This window comes from Comamonas humi, assembly GCF_054782535.1.
On record NZ_BAAGSH010000015.1, the window covers coordinates 1 to 16,111 of the forward strand.

16 protein-coding genes are annotated in these 16,111 nt (G+C 61.3%); 8 read left to right on the forward strand and 8 right to left on the reverse strand.

The annotated features are described in order from the left end of the window. Nucleotides 1-605 precede the first annotated feature (605 nt). The 3 genes from ACYVKR_RS15850 to ACYVKR_RS15860 form a co-directional block, all read right to left on the reverse strand. Nucleotides 606-1,058, reverse strand: coding sequence for a helix-turn-helix domain-containing protein (locus tag ACYVKR_RS15850; protein WP_460481904.1), 453 nt, complete (start codon nucleotides 1,056-1,058; stop codon nucleotides 606-608). Nucleotides 1,059-1,166: 108 nt separating this feature from the next. After that, nucleotides 1,167-1,478 (reverse strand): HU family DNA-binding protein, encoded by a 312-nt coding sequence (locus ACYVKR_RS15855; RefSeq protein ID WP_460481905.1) that lies wholly within the window; start codon nucleotides 1,476-1,478, stop codon nucleotides 1,167-1,169. Between the two features lie 415 nt (nucleotides 1,479-1,893). Beyond that, nucleotides 1,894-2,730: an alpha/beta fold hydrolase gene (locus ACYVKR_RS15860; RefSeq protein ID WP_460481918.1), complete on the reverse strand. Its 837-nt coding sequence runs from the start codon at nucleotides 2,728-2,730 to the stop codon at nucleotides 1,894-1,896. A 382-nt stretch (nucleotides 2,731-3,112) separates the two neighbouring features. Here ACYVKR_RS15860 and ACYVKR_RS15865 point away from each other — a divergent pair, with 382 nt between their 5' ends. The 5 genes from ACYVKR_RS15865 (at nucleotide 3,113) to ACYVKR_RS15885 (ending at nucleotide 8,314) form a co-directional block, all read left to right on the forward strand. Then, complete coding sequence (locus ACYVKR_RS15865) at nucleotides 3,113-4,141, forward strand: GlxA family transcriptional regulator (RefSeq protein WP_460481906.1); 1,029 nt, start codon at nucleotides 3,113-3,115, stop codon at nucleotides 4,139-4,141. Between the two features lie 265 nt (nucleotides 4,142-4,406). Further along, the gene (locus tag ACYVKR_RS15870) at nucleotides 4,407-5,294 is read left to right on the forward strand and encodes an acetoacetate decarboxylase (ADC) (protein WP_460481907.1); all 888 of its coding nucleotides are present in this window, start codon (nucleotides 4,407-4,409) and stop codon (nucleotides 5,292-5,294) included. A gap of 17 nt (nucleotides 5,295-5,311) precedes the next feature. Continuing rightward, on the forward strand, nucleotides 5,312-6,757 hold the full coding sequence (locus ACYVKR_RS15875; protein WP_460481908.1) for a coniferyl aldehyde dehydrogenase: 1,446 nt from the start codon (nucleotides 5,312-5,314) through the stop codon (nucleotides 6,755-6,757). Further along, nucleotides 6,754-7,209 carry a MerR family transcriptional regulator gene (locus ACYVKR_RS15880; RefSeq protein ID WP_460481909.1) on the forward strand — a complete coding sequence of 152 codons (456 nt, stop codon included), beginning with the start codon at nucleotides 6,754-6,756 and terminating at the stop codon, nucleotides 7,207-7,209. Before ACYVKR_RS15875 ends, ACYVKR_RS15880 begins: the two co-directional genes overlap by 4 nt. 31 nt (nucleotides 7,210-7,240) lie before the next feature. Then, on the forward strand, nucleotides 7,241-8,314 hold the full coding sequence (locus ACYVKR_RS15885) for a saccharopine dehydrogenase family protein (RefSeq protein ID WP_460481910.1): 1,074 nt from the start codon (nucleotides 7,241-7,243) through the stop codon (nucleotides 8,312-8,314). A 41-nt stretch (nucleotides 8,315-8,355) separates the two neighbouring features. Here ACYVKR_RS15885 and ACYVKR_RS15890 read toward each other — a convergent pair whose 3' ends face one another. After that, nucleotides 8,356-9,291, reverse strand: coding sequence for an NAD-dependent epimerase/dehydratase family protein (locus ACYVKR_RS15890; protein WP_460481919.1), 936 nt, complete (start codon nucleotides 9,289-9,291; stop codon nucleotides 8,356-8,358). Nucleotides 9,292-9,394: 103 nt separating this feature from the next. Here ACYVKR_RS15890 and ACYVKR_RS15895 point away from each other — a divergent pair, with 103 nt between their 5' ends. Further along, on the forward strand, nucleotides 9,395-9,847 hold the full coding sequence (locus ACYVKR_RS15895; RefSeq protein ID WP_460481911.1) for a MerR family transcriptional regulator: 453 nt from the start codon (nucleotides 9,395-9,397) through the stop codon (nucleotides 9,845-9,847). Nucleotides 9,848-10,000: 153 nt separating this feature from the next. Next, complete coding sequence (locus ACYVKR_RS15900; protein WP_460481912.1) at nucleotides 10,001-10,693, forward strand: type 1 glutamine amidotransferase domain-containing protein; 693 nt, start codon at nucleotides 10,001-10,003, stop codon at nucleotides 10,691-10,693. 129 nt (nucleotides 10,694-10,822) lie between these two features. Here ACYVKR_RS15900 and ACYVKR_RS15905 read toward each other — a convergent pair whose 3' ends face one another. Beyond that, nucleotides 10,823-11,695 carry a LysR family transcriptional regulator gene (locus ACYVKR_RS15905; protein ID WP_460481913.1) on the reverse strand — a complete coding sequence of 291 codons (873 nt, stop codon included), beginning with the start codon at nucleotides 11,693-11,695 and terminating at the stop codon, nucleotides 10,823-10,825. A gap of 147 nt (nucleotides 11,696-11,842) precedes the next feature. Here ACYVKR_RS15905 and ACYVKR_RS15910 point away from each other — a divergent pair, with 147 nt between their 5' ends. Beyond that, on the forward strand, nucleotides 11,843-12,874 hold the full coding sequence (locus ACYVKR_RS15910; RefSeq protein ID WP_460481914.1) for an NAD(P)H-quinone oxidoreductase: 1,032 nt from the start codon (nucleotides 11,843-11,845) through the stop codon (nucleotides 12,872-12,874). A gap of 80 nt (nucleotides 12,875-12,954) precedes the next feature. Here ACYVKR_RS15910 and ACYVKR_RS15915 read toward each other — a convergent pair whose 3' ends face one another. The 3 genes from ACYVKR_RS15915 to ACYVKR_RS15925 form a co-directional block, all read right to left on the reverse strand. Then, entirely contained in the window at nucleotides 12,955-14,178 is a 1,224-nt protein-coding gene (locus ACYVKR_RS15915; RefSeq protein ID WP_460481915.1) for an MFS transporter, read from the reverse strand. A 158-nt stretch (nucleotides 14,179-14,336) separates the two neighbouring features. Next, the gene (locus ACYVKR_RS15920) at nucleotides 14,337-15,218 is read right to left on the reverse strand and encodes an amidohydrolase family protein (protein ID WP_460481916.1); all 882 of its coding nucleotides are present in this window, start codon (nucleotides 15,216-15,218) and stop codon (nucleotides 14,337-14,339) included. Next, nucleotides 15,215-16,111, reverse strand: an 897-nt coding sequence (locus tag ACYVKR_RS15925; RefSeq protein WP_460481917.1) for a branched-chain amino acid ABC transporter permease, incomplete at its 5' end; no start/stop codon positions are given. The genes ACYVKR_RS15920 and ACYVKR_RS15925, both read right to left, overlap by 4 nt.

The window sequence follows — 16,111 nt, forward strand, 5'->3', positions numbered from 1 at the left end:
CACGTGGGTCAGGTTTGGATGGAAATCCCGGGGGTTACTGGGTCAGTTCTGCGTGGAAATCAACACACTGGGGACAGGGAATGGACATGGGGGACTCCTGACGTAAAAAAGCGCCCCTGGCAGGAAGCCAAGGGCGCTGGGTGGAAGGGGCTAGAACGGGCTATGGACGATGCAGGTTCAGTCCAAGGCAGACTGTTTCCACATCACATCAGGGATATAGGACTGAAGAAATTTAGGATCGAATGTGAGGAGCGGAAGACCTGCGGGAGGGGGAATGTTTCGTAGATTTCCGCAAAAATCCACCTCGCAAGCTCGAAAACGCCACCACCCAGTCATCTATGGGGCGGCACAATCGCGCATGTGATGAACCCACGAGATCTACCAGACGATGAGTTGACCGCTCAGGCCCGCACCTGGAGACGTCGGGCGCTGCGGGGAGACAAACATGCCCGCGGCACTGCCCATGAACTGGAGTGCGAGATGCGTCGCCGTGTTGGTGGGGCAGCGACAGATGCTCTATCGCCGTTGCCAGAGATCCGGCAGCTCAGTGTGCTGCCGCAGGAAGCTCCTCGCCGATGGAGGCTCTGGTGAGCAGGGATCTTTAACTAGCCCTGCAGCTTGGCTATCGCTTCTCGCTTGCCCAGTTTGAGAACGGCCTGGATACGTTCCAGCTGCGCAGCTCGGGGTGCCACCTTGCCGGCCTCCCATCGGCTCACCGATAGCGACGATGCCTCCAGCAGGGTTGCCATGGCCTGTTGTGTGATGCCCAGTTGTTCCCGCTTGGCCACCAGGGCTTCGGCCTTGAACTGGAAGCTGCGCTTGCGCCGCACCGGCGCTTCGGCATCTTGAGCAGTCGGTTGAGCCGGCTGGGACTGGCGAGCCGCGGACTTGTGCAAGCTCTTTAGCTGAGACTGCAGCGCCTTCACGTCCTTCTTGAGCGCTGCGATCTCGGAGCGCTGGGCAGCCACAGTCTTGCGCAGGCTTCCCAACTCTCCTTTGATTTCCTTGCGCGCCATGCGCAAGACCTCGGAGCGGAATGCATCAGAGAAAGCTGTCATGGTTCTCACCTGAACTATGGATGAAGGACAGGGTAACAGGCTTCAAAGAAAATCGCCCGTTATCAAAGACAACGGGCGGTTTGGATAGGTGTCTGGTAGCTCAGTGGCTTATTTGCTGGCCTTGCCAGCCTTGCGCTTGGCAGCCTTCGGATCGACCACCGCCTTGAACTTGGCGCCTGGCACGAACTTCGGGACTGTCGACGCGGGGATCTTGAGGGCAGCACCCGTGGAAGGGTTCTTGCCGGTGCGTGCAGCGCGCTTGGCGGACTTGAAGGTGCCGAAGCCGATCAGTTGCACCGGATCGCCTTTCTTGACGGCCGTCTGAATGGTCTCGATGAAGGTTTCGAGCACAGCATTGGCTGCTGTCTTGGACAGGTTGTTCTTGGTGGCGAGGATTTCGACGAGTTCGGTGCGGTTCATGATGGATCTATGGATAAAGCAGCAGACCCCGTTTTATATCGCATGCGGCAAGCCAAGGGCTCCTGCCGTATGCAAAGTTAGGCATAGATCACAATCATAGGCAAGCAGCCAGCACTGGAATACTCGCTACGCGGACTCCTCGGCCGATGGCTGAATCAGCCACTGATTGCAGCCAGTCAGGTTTAGCAATCCAATGATCACAAATGGCGATACCGGACATTGGACCGCTACGAGATCGAATGTCCAGCACACCTTGCAAATCAGCAACTCAACGAACCGTAGGAATCACCAACCTCAATGCCTTCGCCCCCACAGTGCCCCCTCCTCAAGGCATAGATGGACACACAGTGCGATTAGTTACAGCGAGTATGGAGTTGGCGCCGAACGAGTCTCGCTGAACTCGTCCGGCAGTCAATTACGCACGTATGAATTCGAGCAGGTCGGCGTTGATTACGTCGGCATTGACCGTGCACATGCCATGCGAGAACCCGGGATAGATCTTGAGCGTGCTGTTCTTGATCAGCTTGGCCTGAAGCAGCGCGCCGGTCTTGTAGGGAACGACCTGGTCGTCGTCGCCGGCCATGACCAGCGTCGGAACGGTCATCGCCTTCAGGTCTTCGGTCTGGTCGGTTTCCGAGAAGGCCTTGATGCCCTCATAGTGCGCCTTGGTGCTGCCCATCATGCCCTGGCGCCACCAATTCTGGATGACGCCCTGGGATACGTTTGCACCCGGCCGGTTGAACCCATAGAACGGCCCTGCCGGCACATCAAGGAAGAACTGCGAGCGATTGGCCGCCAGTGCCTTGCGAAAACCGTCGAACACCTCGATCGGGGTGCCGTCGGGATTGCTCGCGGTCTTGACCATCAACGGAGGTACGGCGCTGATCAGGACGGCCTTGGCAACACGCTTCTGGGGTTGGCCGTACTTCGCCACATAGCGCGCGACCTGGCCGCCACCGGTCGAATGGCCAATATGGATGGAATTCTTCAGATCCAGATGCTCGACCACGGCCGACGCGTCAGCTGCATAGTGGTCCATGTCGTGGCCTTCGCTCACCTGCGAAGACCGGCCATGGCCCCGCCGGTCATGCGCGACCACGCGAAAGCCCTGCGAAACAAAGAACAGCAACTGCGCGTCCCAGTCGTCCGCACTCAATGGCCAGCCGTGATGGAACACCAGCGGCTGCGCGCTTTTGGGCCCCCAGTCCTTATAGAAAATCTGAACCCCATCTTTGGTAGTCACATAGCTCATGGTCTCTGCTCCTTGTCCTGCGGTTGCAGGTTTGGTGGTGGATTTGGCGGCGGCCCCAAGCGGGGCCAGCAACGGACCGGCAGCAATGGCAGCGCTCGCAGCCACCGCGGTTCGACGGGAAATCAGGCCTCCAGTTTCGGGCTCGTTTATGGTATCTGCCATATTTGGTGACCTTGTGACGACGTAACAACGTTGCGCTTGTCGAAGAAATGAAAGGAATCGACAGGCCCGACCAGACAGCGTTCAAACCAGTAGAATTGCGGGCTCCTGCAGGTCACTCCGACCGCTCCGCGCTTGCCTTTCCACTGTTCTTCATCACCCTGGTTTTCCGACGTCAAGAAACTTGACTCGGCGTGAAAAATTTTAGGTAAGGAGAGTTCAGATGGGACGAGGCAACACTGCCAATTTACGAGTCAAAGATGACAAAAGCGCCATAGCCAATGAGCAGGTGGCAGAGGTCGGTTTGCTCATCTATCCCGCCTGCCAGATGGCAGCGATCTATGGTCTAACCGATCTCTTCCGGATTGCCACCGAATGGTCAGCGCATTTGGGAATGTCTATTCGCGAGCGCTATATCCGGGTATCACATTGGAAGGTTGACGTCGACACGAACACCGTTTCTTGCGTATGGGACAGTCATCCTGAACGCGAACATCGCTTGAGCCATGTAATCCTGCCGCCTAGCGTCGTCATCCCCGAAAAAATGCCTTTGGCGCCGATGATTGCGGATTGGATGAAGGCCCGCCACGCGGAAGGTGTGACGGTATGCTCAGTATGCGCGGGAGCCTTTATCCTCGCGCAGACCGGACTACTGTCCGGGCGGAAGGTCACGACCCATTGGGCCTTTGCAGATCTGCTGGCAAGCCGTTTCCCTGAGATTGAACTTGTGACTCAGGACATGGTGATCGACGACGGTGACGTGATCACCGCAGGCGGGATTCTTGCGTGGACGGATTTGGGCCTCGCGTTGGTTTCCAAGTTCATGGGCTCCGCCGTCATGGTATCCACAGCGCGCTTTCTGCTCAGTGATGCGCCACGTGAAAACCAACTGGCATTTCGCACCTTTGCACCCAAGCTCGACCATGGCGATGCCGAGATTCTGCGAGCACAGCACAACATCCACGCACACCCGGCACATGCGCACAGCATTCTAGATCTCGCAGCGCGAGTCCATTTGACTGAGCGGACCTTCATGCGCCGCTTCGGCAAAGCCACTGGCCTGCGCCCTACGGAGTACCTGCAGCAGGTACGAATCATGAAGGCGCGCGAGGCACTCGAACTCACCAACCAATCGGTCAGCGAAATTGCGTGGTCAGTCGGGTACTCCGATCCAGCCGCATTCAGGCGACTATTCAAGAAGGTGACGGGAATTCTTCCCAACAACTATCGCGATCGATTTCGCCCTCGATAGAGCAATTCTTGCCTGCAACGGTGGATTGCTCGCCCTCTTTGGGGCCGAATCGACCTGAATCACGCTCAGTGCATCGTCCAGGCGGAATACGCCGCCGGGCACGACGCCAACGCTGGGTGTTGACATTAAAGTCAACTTCAAACTTATGCTTTGCGGCGATGTCATTTCAACCCAAGGCAACACCATGAGAAATGCTTCCCCGCCGCCCATCCCCGGCGCTGACCCGCAGACAGCGGCCGTACAGGCGCAGACGGAGGCCTCCACCGTGATCCAGATCGACCGCAACGATGTGCCCGTGGTGAAAGGCGGCCTATACGACCGCTTCCGCTCCAACCCACCGCTGTCCGTCGTCGCAGCGGAGGCGCCGGACATAGATCTGAGCTGGTTCCAGGGGATCGCCAAGGAGAAGGTCGATATCGGTTTCGAAAGCTATTCGCCGAATTTCTACTACAGGAACAGCCGCGTGACGGCGATCTTCACGGCCGATCTTGCCCGGCTGCGGGAGCTGATTCCTGCGAAGGTGCTAGAGGTAGTCCGACCGCTGCAAGTATGGCCAGGCAGGGGCGTGGTTGCACTGACCGCCTACGCCTACCACTACTGCGATAACGACAGCTACAACGAGATCGGCTTGTCCATCGTCACCAACAAGCCGGGGGCGCCGAACTGGGGACCGTTCTCGCTATTGGGCCAGTCCCTCTCCGATGACTTCTGGGGCTACGTGCTCAAGCTACCCGTTGATACGGAACTCGCCAGGGTACGCGGCGTGGTCGGCTACAACCTACCCAAGTGGCTGACCCGCATCGATTACCGCGAGGGAGAGCAGAACGTCATTGTGGAGATCTTCGACAGGGAAACCCAGAAGCTGGACGTGATACTGGAGACCCGCAAGCTCGATCTGGCCTCCAGCAAGGAAAGCCTGGTGAGCAACAGCTTCATCAACCTGGACCACCAAGAGCAGTTGCAGACAGGCTATACGACCGCCCGCCAACTGCGCCATGCGAGCACGTCCAGCCCAGATGCGGTGAAGCTGACGCTGACGGACGGCAGCCTCTCGCGCTTCATCGAATCGCTGGGGCTGGGAAAGATGGTTAAGTACGAGTATGTGCCCGACTTCCAGGCGGCACTGTATGCACCAAAGCCACTGAAGCAATGACCGCCGGAGAGACTCCCATGACACGCAATGAAGACAGCACCCACATGGCCGCCCTACTGCACCGGCAGCGCAGCGCCTTTCTCCAAGAAGAGCCGCCAAGCCTGGCGCTACGAAAGGCCCGGCTCGCCCGACTGCGTGCCGCGGTGCTCACGCACCGCGAGGCGCTGAAAGATGCGGTTAGCGCTGATTTCGGGCACCGCTCACGCCATGAGACCGACATCATGGAGCTGTCCTGCGTCATTCAGGCCATCGACTACCTCTCAAGCCACCTGCGCCGCTTTATGAAACGCGAGCGCCGCCACGTACATCTCTTCTACCGCTCTGCGCGGGCCTACGTTGAATACCAGCCGCTGGGCGTCGTGGGCGTGATGGCGCCGTGGAACTACCCCATCTCCCTCACACTGGTGCCGCTGGCCACCGCGCTGGCCGCAGGCAACCGCGCGATGCTCAAGCCTTCAGAGCTGACCCCGCGCACCAGCGAGGCCCTGCGACGTATGCTGGCCAAAGCCTTCCGCGAGGAGGAAGTGGCCGTGGTCCTGGGTGGCCCCGAGATCGGCGCTGCCTTCAGCGCATTGCCGTTCGACCACCTGCTTTTTACAGGGAGCACACAGGTGGGCCGCAAGGTGATGCGGGCTGCCAGCGATCACCTGGTACCCCTGACCCTGGAGCTGGGAGGCAAAAGCCCCGCCATCGTGGCACGCGGCCACGTCAACGGCCGTACCCTTCAAAGCCTGGTATACGGCAAGCTGTCTAACGCCGGCCAGACCTGCGTGGCACCGGACTACGCCCTGGTACACGAGGACGACCTGGAGGCGTTCATCGCCCAGTACGCCGCCACGGTACAGCGCTTCTACCCGGACGGCCTATCCAGCGCAGACTACACGACCATCGCCAGCAACCGCCACTACGACCGACTGCTTGGGCTGGTCGAAGACGCGCGCCGCCGCGGCGCCCGCATCATCGAGATGGGTGATCGCTCCGTACATGTATCTGGGCATGAGCGCGAGCGCAGCCTGCCTCCGACGCTGATCGTCAACGTAGCGGACGATGCGCCCATCATGCAGGAGGAAATCTTCGGCCCCGTCATGCCGGTTCGCACCTACCACCAGATCGACGAAGCCATCGCCTACGTAAACGCGCGCCCTCGCCCGCTCGCCCTCTATTATTTCGGCACCGAGGACGGTGACTGCGCTCGGCTACTGGAGCGCACCACCTCCGGCAACGTGGGCATCAACAACACCTTGATCCACGTGGCGCAGGATGATTTGCCATTCGGCGGCATCGGTCCGAGCGGCATGGGGGCCTACCATGGCATTGAGGGCTTCCGTGCGATGAGCCATGCCAAGGGTGTCTTCGTACAGGGCCGCTGGAACCTTCCGGGTCTGCTGCATGCGCCGTTCGGCAGGCTCGCCGACATGGCGGTCGCGCTCACCCTGGGAAAGGCCAAGGCATCGCCGCCATGAAGATCGGAGAACTCGCCCAGCAGACCGGTCTCGCGCCATCACGCATCCGCTTCTATGAACGCATCGGGCTGCTGCAAGCGGTGGAGCGGCAGGCCAATGGCTACCGTAGCTATTCGGAGGATGCCATCCTAGCGCTGCGCCTCATCGCCACCGCGCAGCAGGCCGGCTTCAGCCTGGACGAGCTGCGCGCACTGTTGCCGGGCGGACTGGCCTCCTGGGAGCATGGTGACCTGATCGGCACCCTGCAGCGCAAGGTACAAGACATCGAGGCGCTACAGGCGCAGCTTGCCGAAACCAAGGCGCACTTGCTCGCATTGATGGTTCAGATCGAGGCCAAGCCCACCGGAATGGATTGCGCCGCAAATGCCGAACGCATGTTGTCGGCAATGCAATTGGATTTGCAACCAACGCAGTTTTCTCGCCATAGCCGCTCGGCATTGAGCCAGCCATAAAAGCTATACCCGCCCAACCAGGAACAATGTCATGAGTGGACACAAAAACAGCCTCACGCGCTGGCTGATCTACGGCGCCAACGGCTATACCGGTGAGCTGATCGCCCGTGAAGCGGTGCAGCGCGGACTCAAGCCGGTGTTAGCAGGCCGTAGGCGTGAAAGCGTCGAGACACTGGCGCGCGAGCTGGGGCTGGAAGCGCTCGCCTTCGGTCTGGACGACACAGAGGTGCTGGCCAAGCAGATCCAGGGCCACACGCTAGTGCTGAATTGCGCCGGCCCGTTCTCGGCCACAGCTGCGCCGATGATGGAGGTCTGCCTGCGCGCCCACGCACACTACCTGGACATCACCGGCGAGATCGCCGTGTTCGAGTTGGCTCAATCGCTCGGCTTCCGCGCACGGGACGCCGGCGTGGTGTTGTGCCCTGGTGTGGGCTTCGACGTCATTCCCACCGACTGCGTGGCCGCCGCGCTAAAAGAAGCGTTACCGGATGCGACGCACCTCGCGCTAGGTTTCGACTCGCGCTCAGGTTTCTCGCCCGGCACCGCTAAAACCTCGGTCGAAGGGCTGGCCCAGGGCGGCAAGGTGCGCCGGGATGGGAAGATCATCACCGTACCGCTGGCCTACGAGGTGCGCCGCATCGACTTCGGCGACGGTGAGAAGGACGCGATGACGATCCCCTGGGGCGACGTGTCCACCGCCTACTACACCACCGGCATTCCGAACATCCAGACGTTCATTCCAGGCTCGCCTCGCATGATCGCCAACGCCCGGCGCGCCAACTACGTCCGGCCGCTGCTGGGACTGCCGTGGGTGCAGAAGCTGATCAAGGCACACATCGCCAAGACGGTGAAGGGCCCCAACGAGGAAAAGCGAGCGCAGATGCCCACCTTCGTCTGGGGCGAAGCAAGCAATGCGCGTGGAGAGAAAAGGACCGCGCGCATCCGTACCGCCAATGGCTACAGCCTGACCATTACTGGCTCGCTGGCTGTGGTCGAGCATCTGATGGCGGTCCAGCGCGCAGGCGGCACCTACACTCCGGCCCAGTTAATGGGCTCAGACTTGGTGGCACGCCTGCCTGGGTCGGGGCCGCTGCTGCTTGTCTAGATGTTTCGAGGCAAGATCAGGCAATGATCCACCCGGCTAAATCATCTATTTGCCCGACCCTCCAGCCGGATCCGTTCCAGGCCCTCCCGGTAAGTCGTCACCTCAAACTCGGGAAACCGGCGCTTGAACTTCGTGGAATCAAAGAGATTGTCCTGCTCGTAGCGGGGCAGCAGTTCCCGAATCTCACGCACCTGCTTCGAGAACAGCCCCGCCGCGGTCAGCGTCCACTTGCCGATGACCCCGTAGGAAGGCTCCCGGCCGAAAACCTCGCTAGCCAGAGTGACGAATTGCTTATACGTCAACCGGTCATCGCTGCACGGCAGATGCCAAGTCTGGCCGAATGCATCTGGCGTATTGCCTAGAACCGCGAGGGCGTGGCTTGCGTCGGGTGTCCAGATCAGCGTACGCCGCGTGTCGTCTCGCACTGGCACACGCGGCTTCTGGCCGGCCATGAGTTTCTCGATGACCAGCGCGTTCGTGAAGCTCTGCGTCTTGCCCGCGCCGTAGAACTCGGGCGCCCTGCCGATGAGCACCGGTATTTCTCCCCGCGCCATCTCTTCGAGCACCATGGAGGCCATGGCCGCACGCACCTGGCCCTTGCGGCCCACCGGCGCGAAGGGTGTGTCCTCCGTCTGCAGCCGGGCATCCTGCGGGTACATGTAGGTATTGTCGAAGTAGGCGAAGCGCGCACCAGCCGCACGTGCCGCGTCGAGTGCGTTCTTCAGCATCGTCGGGAACTGCGTCTCCCACAGTTCCGTATCCGGCGGCAGGCCGGCAGTGAAATAGACCACGCTGCTGCCCTTGACCGCATCCCGCGTCTGTTGCGCATCAAGAAGGTTGGCTGACACCAGGCTATCAGTGTCATTCACCTTGCGCGGATTGCGGCTCACAAGCCGCAAGTCGCTCGTGTATCTGTGCTTCAGTTCCCTCGCCAGTTCCGTGGCGATCTGGCCATTGGCCCCCAATATCGTCTGCATTTCATCCGCCTTTGTGAGGTTGTACCTTGTGGTGATGGTCGAAAGATTAACCTTGAAGTAAGATTCAATGTCAAACCATGTGCCCACTAGGCACACCTCAATCATGAAAATTGGAGAACTCGCAGAGCGCACCGGCTTGGCGCCTTCGCGCATCCGCTTCTATGAGCGCATTGGCCTGCTCAAGGCGGTCGAGCGCAAGGCCAATGGCTACCGCAGCTATCCCGCCGATGCAGTCCTGGTGCTCAAACTGATCACGGCCGGGCAGCGCGCGGGCTTCAGCCTCGACGAGTTGCGTACGCTGCTGCCCAGCGACCTCGCACAGTGGGAGCACGGCACGCTGCTCGACACGCTGCGCCGCAAGGTGCAGGACATCGAGGCATTGCAGGCCCAGTTGGCGCAAAGCAAGGCGCATTTGCTCGAACTGGTGGAGCAGATCGAGACCAAGCCCCAGGACATCGATTGCACCGCCAATGCCCGGCGGGTGCTGTCAGAAATGCGGCTGGCAGAGGCCGACAACATCCCTGCGCCAACTGTCAAGACTCGGAGCCGACGTTAGAAGGTATCGCGGCAAGGCGTATCAACCGCTTGACCATGAAGTTATATTCAACGTTAGAGTCCAACCATTGATTCCTTCTGGAAAGGTCAACGGGATGGATAGGTACTACTCACAGCTTGGGTCCGGTTCGCACACAGTTCATGGAGGTCGCGCATGACCAAACGAATACTCCACGTTGTCAGCAACGTCGCCCACTACCAAGACCCCACGCAACCGACTGGCTTGTGGCTGTCGGAGCTGACCCATGCATGGCACGTCTTTGCTGCTCAGGGATACAAGCAGCGCATCGTGAGCCCGCAGGGCGGCGTCTCGCCGCTGGAGCCGCGTTCGCTCAAGTGGCCGCTTGCCGATGCCTCCGTGAAGGGGTGGCTGATCGATCCGGCACGGATGGCCTTGCTGTCGTCCACCGCGCGGCCTCATGAAGTCGACCCGGCGGACTTCGACGCGATTTACTTCACTGGGGGACACGCAGTCATGTGGGACTTTCCCGACAGCGAAGAGATGCAGAGCATCACGCGCACCATCCATGAGCGCGGCGGCATCGTCTCGTCGGTCTGCCACGGCTACTGCGGGTTGCTGAACACCCGCCTGTCGGACGGTACGCTGCTGGTAGCCGGACGGCGCGTCACGGGGTTCTCGTGGCGCGAGGAGATTCTGGCTGGCGTAGCCGCGAAGATGCCCTACAACGCCGAGGAAGAAATGAAGCGGCGTGGAGCCCGCTACGAGAAGGCATTGCTGCCGTTCGTCTCGAATGTCGTCGTCGACGGTCGGCTGGTGACCGGGCAAAACCCCATGTCGGCCAAAGCGACGGCCGAGCATGTGGTCGCGCAATTGAAAGTCCTCTGAAATGACTTCACGCCTGGCGCCGACCTAGGGGTGCCTGCGATGAGCCGAAACGCATTGCAAGACAGACTGCCCATCTGCACACCTGCTCTTGCGTATCGCCCTCATTGGTGCTGTTGCAGCGGCAGTCCATCAGCCCACATGGGAAAAGGCCCGGACGACATGCTCAATCACCGCATTGATGCGTGCCGTATGCCGCAGGTCCTTGTGGGCGACCAGCCAGACCTCGTAGGGCTGTGGACTGGCGCGCTCCGGCCAGATGCGGACCAGGCCTTCGCGCTGCGCGATGGGCGCCGCCAGTTCACCGATGCCTATGCCGGATTTCACCGCCGAGCGCAGCATCAGGCTGGAATTGAGGCCTGACACGATCCGGCCCGCATGGACGGGCTCGCCCACGAGCGTGAGCTGCCGCCGCGCCTGCAGGTGCGGCAAATAGAACACCAGGTCATGCCCCGCAAAGCCATTGCCGGGCTCGGGTTCGCCATGCCGCGCCAGATAGTCGTGCGAGGCGTACAGCCCGACAGGCCATGCAGCCAGCCTCCTGGCCAGCAGGTCCGGGTTATCTGGTTTGATGGTCCGTACCGCTATATCGGCCTCGCGCTTGGCGAGGTTCAGTACCTGCGTCGAGGTATCGAGCAGCACGCGGACCTCGGGATGCTCGTCATGCAGCGTCCGCATCGCCTCCATCACAAACTCCAGCCCCATCGTGTCGGTCGTTGCCACGCGCACCTCGCCCGCCAGGCGCATATCCACCCCCTGCGTGCGGCGCACCAGGTCGATGGCGGACTGCTCCATTCTCTCCGCGGCTTGCAGCGCAGCTTCGCCTACCGAGGTCAATGCATAGCCCCGGGAGGTACGGAGAAAAAGCGTTGCCCCCAGCGCGTGCTCCAGCACCGCCAAGCGCCGCCCCACCGTGGCCTGGTCCAGGCCCACCGCGCGAGCGGCGCCGCGCAGGCTGCGCTCACGGCAGATCGCCAGAAAAATGCGTGTGTCATCCCAGTTCATGGCCGCCTTTAGTGATGCAAATTTGCATTGCAATATACAGAAATTGCTGCATTACTTCATCAATGGCCGTCCCTATACTTTGCTTGGCATGCCGGCAAGCATTCCCTGCCGAGGCATGGCATCCATCCCATCTCTCAGGAAATATCCATGTCAGAAACCAGTTCCCACCTCCCCGCGGAAATGATGGCCATCGAGATCAGCCGGCCTGGCGGCCCCGAGGTCCTCACGGCCACCACACGCCCGGTCCCCCGACCTCAGCCCGATGAGGTGCTCATTCGCATTCATGCCGCCGGAGTCAACGGGCCGGACGTCCTGCAGCGCAAAGGGCTCTATAACCCGCCGCCCGGGGCTTCGGATATTCCGGGGCTCGAGATTGCCGGCGAGATCGTTGCCCTGGGTTCCGAGGTCAGCAACTTCAAGCTCGGCGACCTGGTGTGCGCCCTGGTGACAGGCGGCGGCTACGCGGAATATGCAGTGGCCCATAGCAGCGTAACGATGACGCTGCCGGCGGGCCTGGACGTGGCGCAGGCGGCGGCAATGCCCGAAACCTTCATGACCGTGTGGCTCAACCTGATCCAGCGCGGGAAACTGCAGGCCGGCGAATCGGTGCTCATCCACGGCGGCGCCTCCGGCATCGGCACCACCGCCACGATGATCGCAAAGGCCATGGGCGCCTCCACGGTCATCACCACCGTCGGCTCTGAAGAGCACCGTCAGGCCAGTCTGCGCATCGGCGCGGACCATGTGGTCAACTACCAGCAGGAGGACTATGTGGCCAAGGTGAACGAGTTCACCAGCGGCAAGGGTGTGGACGTCATCCTCGACATCATTGCCGGCGACTACGTGGCCCGCAACTACCAGGCTGCGGCCATGAATGGCCGCATCCTCCAGGTGAGCGTGCTCAAAGGCCCGGCCAAGGAACTCGACCTGTGGCCGATGCTGGTCAAGCGCCTCACCCATATCGGCTCGACGCTGCGCTCGCGCACCAACGAGGAAAAGGCAGCGCTGATTGGCGAACTGCAGCGGCACATCTGGCCGCTCATGGAGGCCGGCCAGATTAAGCCTCAGGTCTATCGCAAGTTTCCCCTGCAAAACGCTCGCGAAGCCCATGAACTGATCGACTCCGGCACGCATGTCGGCAAGATCGTGCTGACGGGTAGTGCCTATCAGCCAGCCTGACCACCTCAATAGCCATACGAAAAAGGCTTCCAGCGCTTGATATGCAAGCACTGGAAGCCTTTCTTATCACCATCAATCAATCAGCGCAGTTCCCGTCCCTTGGTCTCCGGCAGGAACAGCGTAACGAGGATCACGGCCAGATAGGCGCCCCCGGCAAACACCCCAATCGCCCAGGCCAAGCCATAGTGCTGAGCCAAGTAGCCGACCAGCGTTGGAAAAAGGGCACCTACGCCGCGGCCAAAATTGTAGGCAAAGCCCTGGCCAGTAGCCCGCAGCTCATTGGGAAACAATTCGGTCAGGTAGGCACCCACACCGCTGTAGATGCCTGATGCAGCAAAGCCCAGCGGAAAGCCCATGACCAGCATGGCCTCATTGGTCAACGAAAACTGGGTATAGAAATAAACGCTGAGCAGGGAGAGTACCGAGAACACCAGCAGATTAGCCTTGCGCCCCCATTTGTCCGTCAAGTACGCGCCGCAAATGTAGCCGACCAGGGAACCCGCGATGATCACGCCCAAGTAACCGCCCGTATTGAGCACCGACAGGCCGCGCTCGGTCTTCAGGTAGGTGGGCAACCAGGTGGTGATGGCATAGTAGCCGCCCTGCACTCCCATGCACAGCACCGACGTCAGCAGCGTGGTCCTGATCAGCCGTGGCGAAAAAATGTCCCAAAACTTGGCCTGGCTGGCAGCCTTGCTTTTCTGGGTGCGCTGGAATACCTCCGGCTCCGGAACATGCTTGCGGATGAACAGCACCAGGAAGGCAGGCAGCACCCCGATCCAGAACAGGCTGCGCCATGCCCATTCCGGTGGCAGCACGCTGAAGGCAACGGTGTACAGCAAGGCCGCCCCACCCCAGCCAAACGCCCAGCCACTTTGCACGGTTCCCACTGCCTTGCCTCGATGCTCGGAGCGCACGATCTCCCCCATCAGCACGGAGCCCACGGCCCATTCACCGCCAAAACCCAATCCCTGCAAGGCCCGCAGCACGAACAACTGTTCGAAGTTCTGCGCGAATCCGATCAGCATGGTGCAGACCGAAAACCACAGGATCGTGTATTGCAGGATCCGTACCCGACCATAGCGGTCCGCAAGAATGCCTGCCGCCCAGCCGCCAATCGCAGAGAACAGCAAGGTCACCGTCCCCAACATGCCGGCCTGGCCCTTGTCGATGCCCCATAACGAGATCAATGTGGAGATGACGAATGTGAAAACCATGAAGTCCAGCGCATCGACGGCCCATCCCCCAAAGGCGCCTATGAATGTTTTCTTCTCCGTCTCATTCAGTTCCTTGTACCAACGCATCACGATGTCTCCTTATAAAGTGGGTTGCGATTTCTGTGTTGCATTCAATTTCTCCATCGACCGGATGTCCGAAGGCGTCACGGACACAGCGCTGCCACACGGCAGGGCTGAGCGCCCCCGCGAAACCGGCAAAACAAGCGTTGATGGAAAAGTGGAGCTCAGGCAGGCGCAAAGCCGTAGAGCTTTTGCGGGTTGTGCACCAGCACCTGCTCCAGGTCAGCCTGCGTGGGAAGCCATAGCGGCAATTGGTTGCGCAAGGCGCCGGTATCCGGCATCCGGGTCAGAGCCACGTGCGGCCAGTCACTCCCCCAGACGCATTGGGTAGGTGCCGCCTGGTAGAGCGCGCGAGCCCATGGCACGACATCCCGAAAGCCCGGGAAGTCCTCGCCAATACGATAGGCGCCAGACAGCTTGACCCACCAGCCTTTGTGCTGCATCGGATGGAGCAGGCCTTGCATGGCGGGGCCCTCTACTCCCGCCGCCACGGGCGTATGCCCCATGTGGTCCACCACGCCGATGACGGGCAGCCGCTCCAGACGCGGCATCAACTCGGGAATCTGCACAGCGTCCATCAGGAACTGCATGTGCCAACCCAAGGGCCGAATCTTGGCGGCGAGGCGCTCCATGGCCGCAAAGCCAATGCCTCCGCCAAACAACACATTGATGCGCAGTCCTCGTACGCCGAGTTGATGCATGCGCTCGAGTTCCTGTTCCGAGACATCGGCATCGACAACGGCAATGCCACGTAAGGAATCCGGATGGCGCGAGAGCACCTCCAGCATGTAGCGGTTGTCGGTGCCATACACACTGATCTGCACCAGCACACCACGCTGCATGCCAGTGGCGCCCAACATGCGCAGATAGTCGGTTTCTGTAGCGGGCGGTGGGGTATAGCTGCGCTCGGCAACCATGGGGTAGCGCTGCAGGTCGTCAGCCACCACATGGGCATGCGTGTCGCAGGCTCTCGCAGGAATGGCAAAGGATGCGGGCTCAATATCCGCCAAAGGCGCGAGGCAATAGGCCATGTGTTCTCCCGTCATTGCTGTCCACCTGCATTGCTGCGCGCTCGTCCGCGCTGTATCGCAGCGATCACCTCGCCCATCACGCCGCGGCGGAAGGCCAGCACGCAGACCACGAAGATCAGGCCGGTGACGATGGTCACCGACTCGCCCAGCGTGCTGAACCACTCCACGCCGGTGGCGCGCGCCAGCGCCGTGCCGATGTCGCCGATCTTGTTCTCCAGCGCCACGATCACCGCCGAACCCACGATGGGGCCGGACAGCGTGCCCAGCCCGCCCACCAGCGTCATCAGGATCACCTGGCCCGAGGCCGTCCAGTGCACGTCGGTCAGCGTGGCGAAGCCCAGCACCACGGTCTTGAGCGAACCGGCCAGGCCCGCCAGCGCGGCCGAGATCACGAAGGCCAGCAGCTTGAAGCGGTCCACGTCGTAGCCCAGCGAGATGGCCCGCGGCTCGTTCTCCTTGATGGCCTTGAGCACCTGGCCGAACGGCGAGTGCACGGTGCGCACGATCAGCAGGAAGGCCAGCGCCACCACCACCAGCGTGGCGTAGTACATGGACAGGTCGCTCTCCAGGCTCAGCACGCCGAACAGCTTGCCGCGCGGCACGGCCTGCAGGCCGTCCTCGCCGCCGGTGAACGGCATCTGCAGGCAGGCGAAGAACAGCATCTGCGCCAGCGCCAGCGTGATCATCGAGAAATAGATGCCCTGGCGGCGGATGGCGAGCCAGCCGAAGACCAGGCCCAGGCCCGCGCCGAACGCCACGCCGGCGAGGATGCCCAGCTCCGGCGTCAGCCCCCAGGCCTTGATGGTGTGGCCGGTGATGTAGGCCGCGCCGCCGAAGAAGGCCGCGTGGCCGAACGACAGCATCCCCGTGTAGCCCAGCAGCAGGTTGAAGGCGCAGGCGAACAGCGC

What these genes read in the sequence shown, in the direction of transcription:
- ACYVKR_RS15880 (WP_460481909.1), top strand. Translation starts at nt 6,754, where the DNA reads ATGAAGATCGGAGAACTCGCCCAGCAGACCGGTCTCGCGCCATCACGC.
- ACYVKR_RS15860 (WP_460481918.1), bottom strand. Translation starts at nt 2,730, where the DNA reads ATGAGCTATGTGACTACCAAAGATGGGGTTCAGATTTTCTATAAGGAC.
- ACYVKR_RS15900 (WP_460481912.1), top strand. Translation starts at nt 10,001, where the DNA reads ATGACCAAACGAATACTCCACGTTGTCAGCAACGTCGCCCACTACCAA.
- ACYVKR_RS15885 (WP_460481910.1), top strand. Translation starts at nt 7,241, where the DNA reads ATGAGTGGACACAAAAACAGCCTCACGCGCTGGCTGATCTACGGCGCC.
- ACYVKR_RS15855 (WP_460481905.1), bottom strand. Translation starts at nt 1,478, where the DNA reads ATGAACCGCACCGAACTCGTCGAAATCCTCGCCACCAAGAACAACCTG.
- ACYVKR_RS15865 (WP_460481906.1), top strand. Translation starts at nt 3,113, where the DNA reads ATGGGACGAGGCAACACTGCCAATTTACGAGTCAAAGATGACAAAAGC.
- ACYVKR_RS15910 (WP_460481914.1), top strand. Translation starts at nt 11,843, where the DNA reads ATGTCAGAAACCAGTTCCCACCTCCCCGCGGAAATGATGGCCATCGAG.
- ACYVKR_RS15890 (WP_460481919.1), bottom strand. Translation starts at nt 9,291, where the DNA reads ATGCAGACGATATTGGGGGCCAATGGCCAGATCGCCACGGAACTGGCG.
- ACYVKR_RS15915 (WP_460481915.1), bottom strand. Translation starts at nt 14,178, where the DNA reads ATGCGTTGGTACAAGGAACTGAATGAGACGGAGAAGAAAACATTCATA.
- ACYVKR_RS15895 (WP_460481911.1), top strand. Translation starts at nt 9,395, where the DNA reads ATGAAAATTGGAGAACTCGCAGAGCGCACCGGCTTGGCGCCTTCGCGC.
- ACYVKR_RS15905 (WP_460481913.1), bottom strand. Translation starts at nt 11,695, where the DNA reads ATGAACTGGGATGACACACGCATTTTTCTGGCGATCTGCCGTGAGCGC.
- ACYVKR_RS15875 (WP_460481908.1), top strand. Translation starts at nt 5,312, where the DNA reads ATGACACGCAATGAAGACAGCACCCACATGGCCGCCCTACTGCACCGG.
- ACYVKR_RS15920 (WP_460481916.1), bottom strand. Translation starts at nt 15,218, where the DNA reads ATGACGGGAGAACACATGGCCTATTGCCTCGCGCCTTTGGCGGATATT.
- ACYVKR_RS15850 (WP_460481904.1), bottom strand. Translation starts at nt 1,058, where the DNA reads ATGACAGCTTTCTCTGATGCATTCCGCTCCGAGGTCTTGCGCATGGCG.